Source organism: Paenibacillus hunanensis (assembly GCF_034055775.1).
GTDB classification, from domain to species: domain Bacteria; phylum Bacillota; class Bacilli; order Paenibacillales; family Paenibacillaceae; genus Saccharibacillus; species Saccharibacillus hunanensis.
The window spans coordinates 2,053,909-2,067,991 of sequence record NZ_CP139194.1 but is presented as its reverse complement, the minus strand read 5'-3'; the positions used below and the strand labels follow the sequence as shown (position 1 = coordinate 2,067,991).

Below are 14,083 nucleotides of genomic sequence, written 5' to 3'. Positions count from 1 at the left end.
CAGTCTGATTTTGTTTATTCGTCGTTATCGTCGTCTTTGAGGGACAAACGATGGGCTACGGTTTCCGGCTGAACCGCCGATAAAATGACGTGATCACTATCGGTAATAATTACCGCACGTGTACGTCGACCATAGGTTGCATCAATCAGCATATGGCGATCGCGTGCCTCCTGAATAATCCGTTTGATTGGTGCGGATTCCGGGCTTACGATAGAAATGATCCGGTTTGCGGATACAATATTACCAAAGCCAATGTTGATAAGTTTGATTGCCATGTTCAGGTTTTTCCCCCTATGCATTTGACTCAATTGCGCCGAAACTAACGTCGCTTCTTGGTCTTATTCCAAATTCGCGGCTTGTTCACGGATTTTTTCCAGTTCCGCTTTCATCTCGACGACATGGTTAACTAGAGCCAGATGATTAGCTTTGGAACCAATCGTATTGACTTCCCGGTTCATTTCCTGAAGTAGGAAATCGAGCTTACGGCCGATCGAATCATCCTGCTCCAGCAATTGCCGGAACTGTCCAAAATGACTCGATAGCCTGGTCAATTCCTCATCGATATTGGAACGATCGGCAAAAATTGCCACTTCCATTCCAATTCTTGATTCATCCCAGTGAAAGCTACCATCCTGAAGCTCACTTAGTCGCTGCTTCATCCGAATACGGTGCTCCTCCACCACAGTAGGCGCAAGCTCTCGCATCTCTTGATAAAGCTGTTCTAAATGAGCAAGTCTGCTCGTCAGGTCGAGGACCAGATGCCGACCCTCACGCACCCGCATTTCCACCAGGCCGTTCAGCGCCTCGTCCAATCCCTGCTTCAGCAGCTCCTGCAATTGCTCAGGATCATCTTGCTCGTTGCTACGCTCCTGCATCTTCATGACGCCAGGCAACGCAAGCAGATGACTGACCTCTAATGTGCCTGCCACCTCATATCGTTGCCTTAGCTCTGCGGCTGCCGTAATATAGGCTGCTGCCGTATCATGATCAAGCTGGAGCGATGACGGTTGCCCGTCATCCTGCTCTTTATTTACAAATACATCAATCCGTCCACGCTTCACCTTACTCTGCACGAGCTTGCGCAAGCTGTCTTCCATACTTGCCCATTCGCGCGGCATACGAAGCATGATCTCGCAATAGCGATGGTTGACGGATTTTACTTCAATCTGGATTTTGTAGCCACCGTGTTGAACGGTGGACTGACCGTATCCGGTCATACTGAATGACATCGGCATCACATCCGTTATACTATTGTAATTGATTATTTGCCTTGAAACAAGGGGTTTGGACGTTGCTTTGCTTTTGCCCATACGTATTCGGTCAGGCGAGCACTCATCTCGTACAGCATGAACGGTGTCATAATGTAGATTCCGTTAAAATGCTCCAGCGCCACGTCGATCAATTCCTCAGCGATCGCTACCCCCATCTGGCGTCCTTCTTCACCTTCAAGTCCAGACATCCGTCCGCGAATATGATCCGGTAACTGGATACCTGGCACCTCATTGTGCAGATATTCCGCATTGCGTCCGCTTGCAAGCGGCATAATACCAATAAACACAGGCACTGTTAGATGACTCGTTGCTGCCCGAATATCGGCAATTAGCTTTGCATCATAGACCGGTTGTGTCATCACATAATCGGCTCCAGCAGCAATTTTCTTTTCCAGACGCTGTACAGCCTTATCCAGATGCTTCACATTCGGATTAAACGCTGAGCCGACGACGAAGCGCGCGCGGTGCTTGAGCGTTTTACCTGAAAATGCTACACCTTCGTTGAGCTGCTTGATCATGCGAATCATATCGAATGAGGTCATATCATATACTGAGCTTGCACCAGGAAGATCGCCGAATTTGGAAGGATCGCCTGTAATGGCAAGCACATGGTCGATTCCGAGCGCATTCAATCCCATCATATGCGACTGACTGCCGATCATATTGCGATCCCGGCACGTGATATGCACCAGTGCACGCAAGCCGTATTCTCGCTGCACCAGATGGGCAAGCGCCATATTGCTCATCCGCGTCACCGCCAGCGAGTTATCCGCCATCGTTACCGCATCGGCGCCTGCTTTTTTCAACGCCTCCGCTCCAGTCATAAAGTTGCTAATGTCCAGATCGCGCGGCGGATCGAGCTCAACAATAACCGTCGGGCGCTCGCGCGCCAGATCCACGAGCGTTGGCGGTGCTTCCTCACCAATCGAATCCCAGCCGTGTAAAATATCCTTTTCCATCGTGATGCTTACCTTCGGTGAAGGCACCTTCACATTCGAAAAATCAAGCGCAGGCGCACTATAATCCTCCAGCGCCCGTGCAATCGCAGCGATATGCTTCGGTGTGGTGCCGCAGCATCCGCCTACGACCCGTGCACCCAGCTCAGCCAGCCGTACCGAGCTTTGGCCAAAATACGATGGCTTCGCCTTGTAGCGATACTCTCCATCAATATAGCTCGCCACCCCCGCATCCGGGTATACGGACAATGGCAACGCAACCTTACCACGAATATATTCCAGTGCACGCATCGTTCCATTCGGGCCGACACGGCAATTCAAGCCGACCATATCTGCACCAGCTTCAGCAAGAATCGCAAATGCGTCTGGCAGATCGTACCCATCCTGCGTACGCACTGAATCCTCGACTGTGAGCTGACACATAACCGGAATATCGGTCATTTTACGAACCTGACGCAAAGCAAGCGCCAATTCCTCCAGTTCAAAAAACGTTTCCAGCAAAATGCCATCCACGCCTTCATCTAGGATCGCATGAAGCTGCTGCTTGAAATACTTACGTAGCTCCTGTAGCGGCGTATTCGAGCGTTTGCCTTCTCGAATCGCACCGACCGAGCCGACGACATAGGCTTTATCCGCTGCCGCCTGACGTGCAATCCGCACACCCGCACGGTTAATCTCTTCTACCTTGTGCTCCAGACCAAACTTGGCAAGCCGCTCATAGTTGGCAGAGAATGTATTCGTTTCAATTAATTCTGCACCGGCGTTCACATACTGACGGTGAATATCTTCAATGATCTGCGGATTAAGCAGATTCAGTTCTTCATTTGAAATGCCAACCGGAAAACCGAGCTGGTATAAATAAGTTCCCATCGCACCATCGCCTACGATGACGCCTTCTGTCCATCTTGTCCGCAAATCAGGCTTCATAAAGCTACACCTCGCTGTCATAATGTACGCTTAATGTAACATAAATTGCAGGCAATTAAAGGCAAAATCGACTGATATAGCTAAAAGGTATAACTGCTGGGGTGTCTGCGTTTGTTGGAGCTGAAATGTGGGCATATGGAATGCAGAGTAGCTTACAGTGTATCAAATAGTGAACAGTTTTTATTGAGTGTACTGCCTTGTTCGTTAGCAGAAAAAACGGACTCGCAGACTTGTTTTGTTAGAGCATCATCCACTCCGGTAAGGAATAAGGGAACGGACTCAGGTGGAGCCGCGGGAATCTTTTGGATTAGGTCAAAATGAAGATTCCCGCCCCTCCAAAATCGTCCTTTTCCCTTATTTCCTTCCCTCCGTTCTCTGCTGGTTGCTAACAAGAGACGATATTTCTTGCAAATCCATTTCTTATTCAAAACATACACATACACATACACATACACATACACAAGTGTATTTTATTCCATACATTATTCTTCTAAACATGCATAAATCACTTTTAAAACAATAGCATGATAGTAATTCGCAATTACTGCATAATTTATATAGCTGAATTAGATTCAGCTTGTAAGAATGATTTCAGTCTAATCCTTTTCCTCAAGCTTTTGGAATTCACTCAACCTTTCAAACTCATTCCGTTTCATACGTTTCTAATTATTGCATTATTGCAGTTTTAAAATAGCCCTATTTAAGTCTCATCCATCGTACATCAGTCTATCGTCTGCCCAGTATACACCATTTCAGCAGGGCCGGTCATGTATACGCGGTTTGTTGCTTCGTCCCATTCGATGTACAGGTCTCCGCCTTTAAGGGATACGTAGGCGTTACGGTCGGTATAGCCGTTGAGGACGGATGCGACGAGTGTCGCGCATGCGCCTGTACCGCACGCGAGGGTGGGGCCTGCTCCGCGTTCCCAGACGCGCATGTCGATTCGGTCGCGACTGCGGACTGTGGTGAATTCTACATTGGTTTTACGTGGGAACAGTTCATGCTTTTCGAGTAGAGGGCCCCATTTGTGCAGATCGAAGTCGACAGCATTATCGACATAGATGATGCAGTGTGGATTGCCCATCGATACGGCGGTAAATTCGAACGTTTCTCCACCAGCTTCGATCGGTGCATTTAGCACAGGATTGCTCGCTATGGCTACGGGGATACGCTCGCCTTCAAGAATCGGCTCGCCCATGTCGACACGTACGGTTTGGGCTTTACCGTTCTCGGCTTGGATCGTTACCGTTTGCACGCCTGCACCGATCGTTTCAATACGGATATCGGTATGTGCAACGATCTGACGATCGTACACGTATTTGGCAACACAGCGTACGGCATTGCCGCATTGCTCTGCTTCTGATCCATCTGAATTAATAATGCGCATCATCACATCTGCGCGCGCTGATGGTAATATGTATACCAGTCCATCTGCACCGATCCCGAAGTAGCGGTTGCAGTGGCGAATCGCTAGCTCACCTGCGTTAGCAGGCAACGAGGGCTCGCCATAAACGACGATAAAGTCGTTACCAAGTCCGTTCATTTTTGTAAATTCCATGTTGGCTCTCTCCCTGCTCTGTATACTGGTCAAAATGCAATCTATGGGGTAAGCATAGCATGAGATAGCTGTCAATTGCGAATGGTTTGTGGCATCATAGAAAGGGTGGGCAAGCAACGCATACGCCCACTTTCCGATAAATAGAGGAATAGGAGAATTATACACATGGCACTGGATGGTATTGTAACCCGTGCGATTGTACAGGAGCTTCAGGTTCTTGTAGGATCGCGTATTAATAAAATTCATCAACCTACTGAGAACGATATCGTATTTCAAATACGCGCACAGCGTGATAATCGCAAATTACTTCTGAGCGCGAACCCGACTTATCCACGGGTGCAGTTTACAGAGCAATCGTTTATGAATCCGCAGGAAGCACCGATGTTCTGCATGCTGATGCGTAAGCATTGTGAAAGTGGCATTCTCGAATCGATCGAGCAGGTCGGCATGGAGCGTATCATCCATATGAATGTACGCCAGCGTGACGAGCTGGGCGATGTATCGCTCAAGCGTATCGTGATTGAGCTGATGGGTCGTCATAGTAATATCGTGATTGTTGATCCATCGAGCGGTAATATTTTGGATGGTATTCATCATGTGACACCAGCGATTAGTAGCTATCGCGTGATCATGCCAGGCTTCCAGTATCAAGAGCCTCCACAGCAAAATAAGCTGAACCCACTGGAAACGACTGCTGAGCCATTTGGCGAAGCCTTTGCTACCAATGAGGACACTGCATCGCGCTGGATCGTACAGACTTTTACCGGTATCAGTCCGCTGATTGCTGATGAGATTGTGTATCGTGCAAATGCTCAGGCGGATCATGAGGTTGGTCAGAACAACTCTGCCGAAAAGGAACAGCCTACGGAAGCAAACGAACATGACGATGAATTAACTGCTACAACGCTCTGGCCAGCCTTTTCTGAGCTGATGGAGCAGGTGCGTAGTGGCTCGTTTGCCCCCATGAGCGGAGTAAATGCTAAAGGTAAAATCGTATTTTCCGCTGTTCCCCTCACCAGTCTTATCGAAGAGCAAACGTCATACGATACGATCAGCGAATGTATGGAAGCTTATTATGGCGAAAAAGCACAACGCGATACGGTCAAGCAAAAAACAAGTGACCTGCTCCGTTTTCTACAAAATGAGCGCAGTAAAAATATTAAAAAGCTGGATAAGCTGCATCAGGATCAGTTAGAAGCCGGCGACGCGGAGAAATACCGTATTCAAGGCGAGCTGTTATTTGCCTCCTTGCATCAGATCAACAAAGGTGATCGTGAGATTGAGCTAATCAACTTTTACGATGAAGAGCAGCGTCCAATTAAAATTCAGCTAGATCCGCAGCTCTCCCCTTCGGATAATGCACAGCGGTATTTCAAACGATACAACAAATACAAAAACAGCCTTGCTGTTATTGATGAGCAGCTGATCAAAACACATGAGGAAATCGCGTATCTGGATTCCTTGCTCCAGCAGCTGCAAAGCGCTGCCTTGCAGGATATTGATGAAATTCGTGAGGAACTGGCAGAGCAAGGCTATGTACGTAACCGTAATAAAAAGGCGAAAAAGAAGAAAAAGGACAATCGCCCAACCTTGCATGTGTATACATCAAGTGAAGGGATCGAGATGTATGTAGGTAAAAACAATCTGCAAAATGAATACATCACCAACCGTATGGCAAGCAATAATGACACATGGCTGCATACGAAGGATATTCCCGGTTCTCACGTCGTCATTCGTAGCACGGAGTTTGGCGATGCGACGCTGGCAGAAGCAGCACAGCTGGCGGCTTATTTCAGTCAGGCGAAGGAATCGAGCAGCGTGCCTGTGGATTATACCCTGATTCGTCATGTGCATAAGCCGAATGGAGCGAAGCCGGGGTTTGTTATTTATGATCATCAGACGACGTTGTTTATTACGCCTGATGAAAGGGTGGTTAAAGGGCTGGATAGTACGATTAAAGTTTAATCGTGGGGATGATGGGTGCTTTTGATTGGGTGCTCGGGTGTGAAGTTTATGGTATGAGTGGTATGGGGAAAGTGTAGATGTGGCTAGGTATTTAAAATCTTTATAACTATGTCACTGTATAGCCTTATCACTGTGAATGTCGATTAAAGAGTTGGATTACTTGATTACTTGTAATGGGCTTGACCACTCCGGGAAGGAATAAGGGGACGGACTCAGGTGGAGCCGCGAGAATCTACTGGATTAGGAGTGAATTGTAGATTCCCGCCCCTCCAAAGGAGTCCTTTCCCCTTATTTCCTTCCCTCCGTTCTGTGCTTAGATGTTCCCTCTTTTTTAATATCTAAATTCAAACTACCAATACCTGTTGTTTATGCTACTATCTATGTACTACCTGAACTATAGCTATTCATTTTATATTCGATTGAAACCATCTTTTCTTTCAAATGCTCGCGTACAGCAAAATATTCATGTCTCAGTCAGCTATTCAATTAACAACAAAAGCTTCTTCGTTGAGCACAATAATGCTGCCAACGAAGAAGCTTTTTTAATAAGTATGCTCGTTTTTTTTAATAAATATGCCCATGATAGGGTTGGATTTTTCGTGATTATATGATTCGTATTAGGATATATAAGTTCTAAATTTACAAACTAGTATAGATGAATGAGCTACTATTACTATCGTCCATTGAATGTGAGGGAAGCAAGTAAAGAAGTTAAAAAGCACTGTGTGTAGCTTCACCTTCCTTTCTAGCTCTGCGATAGTTTTACTTTGCTATTTTGCTATATCGATTTTAGATATTTTCATGTGCACGCTATCATACGTCCACCCTGGTTGTCTATTTGTATAGATTGATGTTAATCAAATCAGTTTTACATCGGATAGCTTAGGCTACCTGTTTATAGCGGTACGTCTTTGGCGCGATGCAGGTGGATGAGTGGGTATGGGCGTCCCTGGCTATCTTGGGGAGACGTGCCTGTTACTTTGAAGCCGAGGCGTTGGTAGAAGCCGACGGCTTGTGTGTTTTGTTCGTTGACGTCTGTCGAGATATCGCCCTGTAAATGGACGGCATGGGCGATTAAGGCTTTTCCGATGCCTTTTCCGTGATGGGCGGGGTCGATAAATAGGGCTTCGATATGGTGGCCATCAAGTAACATGAAACCGAGTGCTTGATCGGATTCGTCAACGGCTAACCAAAGTGGGACATTGGGCAGGAAGCTTTGGACTTCGTGTTCTATTTCGCTACGGTGTTCGGGTGTGAGGAAATGATGTGTTGCATCGACCGCATCGCGCCAGATGTCGATTGCACGCTCCGTATCGGTTGTATTGGAATTGCGTATGCGCATAGTAGTCTACTCCTTTGCTGTGTTGGTTGTTGGTTGTTGGTTGTTGGTTGTTGGTTGTTGGTTGTTGGTTGTTGGTTGTTGGTTGTTGGTTGTTGGTTGTTGGTTGTTGGTTGTTGGTTGTTGGTTGTTGGTTGTTGGTTGTTGGTTGTTGGTTGCAAAAGTATAGTTTGGTGACTTCTCATTTCATACTTTATATTTTGGGCAGCTCGATATTCGTCTATGTTATGCAAATACTCATTGAGAAGGCATGGGGCATTAGTGTCTCACATCAGCTTGATCCGATACAGCTTATATAGCTTATGTAGAGGGCGTACGCCGCCCTCACTATTAATTTTGTGCCTATTTTACTTGCTTGCTGCATCGCGAAGCTGCTGTACTACCGTAATTGGAACCTTGCGTCCGCCTAGAGGCCCGTGGAATACTTTGCCCTGGCGTTCGCCGTGGTAGTCGGAGCCGCCCGTTACGATCAGGCTGCGCTGTTCGGCTAGCTTGAGGTAGCTTTGCTCGTCGTCTGGTGTGTGATCGGAATGATACACCTCAATACCAGCGAGTCGACTTTTATCGAAAATGCGTGCGACTAGATCGTCATCTCCGTACAAACCGGGATGCGCCATTACAGGTACGCCTCCTGCTTCCAGAATCCATTCGGTCGCTTCCATAGGTGTAATGCGTGGCGGGGATACGTAGGCAGCAGCTCCCTGCGCGAGATATTTATCAAATGCTTCGTTCATATCGCTAACGTAGCCTTTAGCGACCAGCGTATCTGCCATATGTGGACGTCCAATGCTCTCATCTGGTAAAAGCTCACGTCCCAGCTGAGCGAACACATCGTCCATCGTAATCTGCAAGCCGAGCTCACGCAGCTTACTCAAAATCATTTCATTGCGTTCATCACGAATACGGCGCAAGCCTTCCAAGCGCTGTAACAGCATCGTATCTGTAATATCAAAATAATAGCCAAGAATATGGATATCCTTTCCGTCCTCCATCGTGCTAATCTCCACACCGGGAACGACCATAATACCATGCTGCTCTGCTGCGGCCAGCGCTTCGGCTACACCTGCAATAGTATCGTGATCTGTAATTGCCAGTGCGCCAAGACCAGCTTCCGCAGCCAATCTTACATTTTCGGCTGGCGTATTCATGCCGTCTGAAGCCTGTGTATGGGTATGCAGATCAGCAAATGCCAGCTGTACGTGATTCGGATTGTTCATTTTCCTCACTCCTCTTTCATTAATCTAAAGGCTATATTCACGCCTCTGCTCATTTCCGTACCATTTCCAGTCCGCTGCGCTTATACGTCAACTCACCTAGTCAAGCGAATGCTCCTGTAAAAATTGTAAAAACGCCGTAGCTGGCATTCGTAGCAATGTCGATTTTAGCTGAATCGAATAAAATTGACGCGGAAATGACATGCCTTCGATGGTGAGCACCTTGAGCAGACCGAGTGCAACCTCATGCTTCACCGAGGATGGCGATAGCACGGTAATGCCCAATCCGGCTTCTACCGCCGATTTTACCGCTCCTGTACTGCCCAGCTCCATGACCGTACGAATACGTGACAGATCCACATGATGACGAATCAGCTCTTCCTCCATCACCTGACGGGTACCCGAGCCCTTTTCACGGAGTACAAATGAATGCTCCAGCACATCCTCAAGCGTCACCTGCTCTTGCGCTGCCAGCGGATGCTGTGCCGGTACGATCAGCTTCAATTCATCCTGCATCACTGGTGTAATCGTCATATCCGGATGCTCTACAGGCGCCTCAATCAAGCCAAAATCGAGCTGATTACGACTAATCTCGTCCAAAATTTGCGTTGTATTCATAATTTTCAAGACAACCTTCATCTCTGGATAGCGCTGACCTAACGGCACCAGCAGACGCGGCAGTACGTATTCTCCAATCGTATTACTCGCGCCTAGCAGTAATCGCCCAGCTAGATCGTCGGTAAAACGCGACATCGCCGCATCGGTCTCTCGCATCAGATCGATACCACGACGTGCAAAGGGCATAAGTGCATGCCCTGCCTCAGAAAGCTGAATGCGCTTGGTCGTCCGGTTGAACAAACGCGTGCCAAAATGTTCCTCCAGCGACTGCACCTGCATCGTCACCGCTGGCTGTGTCATATGTAGAGCCTGCGCTGCTGCTGAGAAGCTACCGCGCTCTGCTACGGTATAAAAAATATGCAATTGATGAAAATTAAACGCCACTTCCGCTTCCCTCCTTGACCCTCCCTTTTATTGTAACCGATTTACAGAAACGAGCAAAACGTTGAAGCCGAACATAACAAAAAGAGCCTGCTTCCGCAGACTCCTTTTTTAAACCTATTTTCGTATTGAATCTTATATCCCCTATACATGTGTCGACCTGCATAGAGGTTATTTACTGAAACATTTCATGTTGCAACAAGAACCATTTTTTTGCTTATATGTTAATCGTTGTTTAATACCCGTGTTATTTGAAGTACTTATTTGCGTTTACGGCTATTTTTGATCAGTGTCATGCGACGGGAGTGTCTCAACCAGGAATAATAAGACTTCAGATCACGCAGCTCGATCGTCTCGGACATTTTTCCGAGGAAGGTCACGATGATCATTTTGTGGAGTGGATTGCCAGTTAGATCAAATTCACCAGGCAGCTCAGCAAATTCAGCGACGACAACGATGTCCTCGTCAATCAAGTATACGTCCTCTTCCTTGCGGTAGTACGATACGATTCGATTTTGCTTTAAGCTCTCCCACATGAATCCGGCAATATCCTCAATCGGAGTTTGACCCTTAGCGATGCGATCATTGTAACGGCTGATGGCATGATTAGTAATGACGATGTCTGCTACTTTCTTTTCTCCAAGTACAACATGGAAAGGTTCATACGTACTCCAGCGCTCCATGATTTTGTCTCTCATTAATTATTCACTCCCCATCTTCACAGGTCTTTCATGTAAGTATTTTCCCCTTATTCCTATTTCATATCCATCTAAAGACCTACACAGAGGGGCAATATTACGCTGTATAGTCTACCGACTTTGCAACCGAGCTTAACATCCTCATAGTAAAGTTATTTATTAACTCAATTGACTACTTAATCAGTACTTGAGTCCCATTAAGCATTATATCGACACTTGCCTACTATCTTTTAACCCATATCTACAAAAAGTTAAAAATATCACTTATATATTTTTCAAATTAATTACATATAATTCCTTTTAATTAAAAAGTTCGGCAGAAAATGAAACCTTTTCCCCTTTATATACAAAAAAGCGGCCGGGTGGCCGCTGACTTGTTAACCTTCTCCAGAGCGGCAGGCTGCAATCTTGTGTGTCCGAGTGCTGCCTGCATCTTCGGGAGAATCCTTCATTGCTAAACGAAAGGACCCTTCAAAATGAAACGTCCTGCCATGCTATAAAGCTGGCATACTGCCAGTTGCTTGCTTATATACCAAAAAACTGAGTTGGGTCGGGTACCTTTTTGCTGTACTCGGTTTTGATCTCGTTACGATACGAACGCTCGACTTTACGTACATAAGAGAGACGGGACATATTTTTCACGATATCTTGTTCTCGATCTGCATTGACATACATCACGACGTAGTGCATACGGCGTGAGATGTAATGCACACAGCCGTATTTTTCCAGATTGCGGGCAGCCTTAATATCGCTGACCCAGATAATATAACCGATGCGTTCTGGAAACGTTGCTTCTTCTTTTGTTACTTCTTCTTGTAGCGGATGATTATCCGCATCCACATGAGCCTCCACTGCCACATCCGCCTCCTTTTGGTAAAGGATCATTGCTTGGAACCTTGATCGTCTGGGAAACGGAATGCGCAATCGTCTCCGACATCTCGTACAGCATCCGATCCAGGCTACTCTCCGCTTCAGTAAAACGGCGTACCGCCTCGATCTGCTGCATCTCCTCCTGAACAGCTTCCACTTCTTCACGTGCAGCATGATAGTTCGGGTGGAAATGCCCAAAACGCTGGGTTTCCTCGAACAGCTCCTTCTTGCTGTTCAGCTTGATGATCAAACGCTGGACGTCCGGATGCTGCTGCATCCGTTCTTTCCAATATAAATAATTAGCGACTTCGATAGAATTGTTGATCATATCGCCTAGATCATAGGCGCACAATAAAACTTCGGCCATATCAACCGTTCTCGTCTCGGTAGCGCTCATGAAGTTCATCCCATTCCTCTATAATAATAGACAGCGTATGTTCCAACTGTCCTTATCATCATAGCATAAGAAAAGAACAGATTAGAAGCCCTTTTCCAAAAAACGGGTTACTCATGTGATTGATTCTGCCATCAGCAGGTTAGCCAGCATCCCCGACGTTAGCTGTTCATGACCTGCCCTATGAACCGCTGATCGCTTCTGTTTGCCGAACTGCTTCCGCTAGATAATCCTCTGCCATTGCGACCAGAATACGAGCCGCATTCAGCATCGACGACTCGTCAATATCAAAGCGTGCATGATGATGCGGATAGGTCGCGCCTGTCGCTTCATTCCCTGCTCCTACAAAGATAAAGCAGCCAGGCACTTGTTTAACATAATAAGCAAAATCCTCTGCTGGCATCATCGGTGGCGTCTGCACAACCTGCGATTCACCAAATACCGAACGTCCTACACGGAAAAAGCGCTCCGTCTCTCCTTCATGATTCACAAGGGTTGGGTAGCCCATCATATATTCAATAGAAGCCTTCGCACCATTCAGCGCGCATAGCTGCTCGCTCACCTCGTAGATCCGGCGCTTGATCAGCATACGTGTATCTTCATCAAAAGCGCGTACCGTTCCGGTAATCCGGCTCGTCTCTGCAATGATATTCTGTGCACTACCACTATTAAATGTACCTACGGTCAACACAGCTGGCTGAAGTGGATTCACATTACGGCTTACAATCGACTGTAGCTGCACTACTAGCTGAGCGCCGATGAGCAGGCTATCGACCGCCGCATGCGGCATACCACCATGTCCACCTTTACCGGTGATATCAATGAAAAACTCATCCGTTGAAGCCATCAATGGCCCCGGTGCACTGGCAAGCTGACCGTACGGAATCGGTGTCCACAGATGTACACCATAGATCACGTCTACACCTTCAAGCGCACCTGCCTCGATCATTTTCAGTGCGCCGCCTGGGCATACCTCCTCAGCAGGCTGAAAAATCAACCGAATCTCGCCTTGAAGCTGCTCACGATGCTCGCTAAAGTAACGAGCTACCGCCAGCAAGCCAGCAGTATGACCGTCATGTCCGCACGCATGCATCACACCTGGGACCTGTGATGCGTAATCGCATTGCTTTTCATCCTGAATCGGTAATGCGTCCATATCTGCGCGCAACGCCACTGTTTTGCCAGGCTTGGCGCCACGAATGATTCCGATGACGCCCGTATCCCCAACTCGTTCACGCGTTTCTACGCCAAATGAACGCAGCCGCTGCGCAATAAAGCTCATCGTCCCATGCTCCTCATAGGACAGTTCAGGATGCATATGTAAATGCCGCCTCCACTGTACCATTTCCGGAAACAGGGCGTTCCAATCATAGTTCCCCATCGCACTATTCCTCCCTATATATTCCGGTTTATATGTTTCTTTGTGCCCTGTACTGATTCATCGCTCAGGATCGGGTTAAATAACTCTTTAGGCATTATTCTGACGGAAAAGCAGTAGTTTGTAAAATCATCTTTTACATTCCCCGTTTTCTTTGTTCAATACAGCCCACTATGTAGTAGATATTGAACATTAACCATAGTCTCTACGGGATCGCAGTGAACAAACAGGATTGTATCCATTCTAAATTATCACTTTTCTAATTTGTTATTTTCCAGTAGTGTTCTATTTCTAGTATGGCTTTTATTATGAAGTAAGGCAACTGACTATAACCCAATCATCTGTTACCACGTATCATTAAAGATGAGATCACAGACATGTGAGACAGCTCTACCGTACAAAGCGAAGCGGAATGGCGAAAAACCCTGTCAGAGCTTGCACCTATGCTCAAAACGTACTATCATGAAAAAATGAACTTAACATAATTTTGCAGGCATCTTAAAACAAGGAGGAT

The 14,083-nt window shown here is 46.9% G+C and carries 12 protein-coding genes; 1 reads left to right on the top strand and 11 read right to left on the bottom strand.

All coding sequences use genetic code 11. The features are described 5' to 3' along the window. Positions 1–14: 14 nt before the first annotated feature. The 4 genes from remA to dapF all read right to left on the bottom strand — a co-directional run bounded on the left by remA (position 15) and on the right by dapF (position 4,712). Entirely contained in the window at positions 15–275 is a 261-nt protein-coding gene (remA, locus tag SK066_RS08380) for an extracellular matrix/biofilm regulator RemA (RefSeq protein ID WP_017814687.1), read from the bottom strand. A 63-nt stretch (positions 276–338) separates the two neighbouring features. Continuing rightward, on the bottom strand, positions 339–1,229 hold the full coding sequence (locus SK066_RS08375; protein WP_320544331.1) for a YicC/YloC family endoribonuclease: 891 nt from the start codon (positions 1,227–1,229) through the stop codon (positions 339–341). A 32-nt stretch (positions 1,230–1,261) separates the two neighbouring features. Next, positions 1,262–3,154: a bifunctional homocysteine S-methyltransferase/methylenetetrahydrofolate reductase gene (locus tag SK066_RS08370; protein ID WP_188775124.1), complete on the bottom strand. Its 1,893-nt coding sequence runs from the start codon at positions 3,152–3,154 to the stop codon at positions 1,262–1,264. Positions 3,155–3,875: 721 nt separating this feature from the next. Further along, positions 3,876–4,712, bottom strand: coding sequence for a diaminopimelate epimerase (gene dapF / locus SK066_RS08365; RefSeq protein ID WP_320544330.1), 837 nt, complete (start codon positions 4,710–4,712; stop codon positions 3,876–3,878). Positions 4,713–4,877: 165 nt separating this feature from the next. Here dapF and SK066_RS08360 point away from each other — a divergent pair, with 165 nt between their 5' ends. After that, positions 4,878–6,677 (top strand): Rqc2 family fibronectin-binding protein, encoded by a 1,800-nt coding sequence (locus tag SK066_RS08360; protein WP_320544329.1) that lies wholly within the window; start codon positions 4,878–4,880, stop codon positions 6,675–6,677. Between the two features lie 895 nt (positions 6,678–7,572). On the opposite strand, the gene SK066_RS08355 is transcribed toward SK066_RS08360, so the two are convergent. The 7 genes from SK066_RS08355 to SK066_RS08325 form a co-directional block, all read right to left on the bottom strand. Next, positions 7,573–8,019 carry an acetyltransferase gene (locus tag SK066_RS08355; RefSeq protein ID WP_320544328.1) on the bottom strand — a complete coding sequence of 149 codons (447 nt, stop codon included), beginning with the start codon at positions 8,017–8,019 and terminating at the stop codon, positions 7,573–7,575. Between the two features lie 344 nt (positions 8,020–8,363). Further along, the gene (locus tag SK066_RS08350; RefSeq protein ID WP_320544327.1) at positions 8,364–9,233 is read right to left on the bottom strand and encodes a PHP domain-containing protein; all 870 of its coding nucleotides are present in this window, start codon (positions 9,231–9,233) and stop codon (positions 8,364–8,366) included. A 96-nt stretch (positions 9,234–9,329) separates the two neighbouring features. Next, the gene (locus SK066_RS08345) at positions 9,330–10,232 is read right to left on the bottom strand and encodes a selenium metabolism-associated LysR family transcriptional regulator (RefSeq protein ID WP_250343547.1); all 903 of its coding nucleotides are present in this window, start codon (positions 10,230–10,232) and stop codon (positions 9,330–9,332) included. A 257-nt stretch (positions 10,233–10,489) separates the two neighbouring features. Beyond that, positions 10,490–10,927, bottom strand: a complete 438-nt coding sequence (locus tag SK066_RS08340; protein WP_188775118.1) for a hypothetical protein — start codon at positions 10,925–10,927, stop codon at positions 10,490–10,492. Positions 10,928–11,452: 525 nt separating this feature from the next. Then, the gene (locus SK066_RS08335) at positions 11,453–11,779 is read right to left on the bottom strand and encodes a YlbG family protein (protein ID WP_229685727.1); all 327 of its coding nucleotides are present in this window, start codon (positions 11,777–11,779) and stop codon (positions 11,453–11,455) included. Further along, positions 11,754–12,194, bottom strand: a complete 441-nt coding sequence (locus SK066_RS08330) for a YlbF/YmcA family competence regulator (protein WP_188775116.1) — start codon at positions 12,192–12,194, stop codon at positions 11,754–11,756. The genes SK066_RS08335 and SK066_RS08330 overlap by 26 nt, the downstream gene beginning before the upstream one ends. Before the next feature lie 178 nt (positions 12,195–12,372). Further along, positions 12,373–13,572 carry a M20 metallopeptidase family protein gene (locus tag SK066_RS08325; RefSeq protein ID WP_320544326.1) on the bottom strand — a complete coding sequence of 400 codons (1,200 nt, stop codon included), beginning with the start codon at positions 13,570–13,572 and terminating at the stop codon, positions 12,373–12,375. Positions 13,573–14,083: the final 511 nt, after the last annotated feature.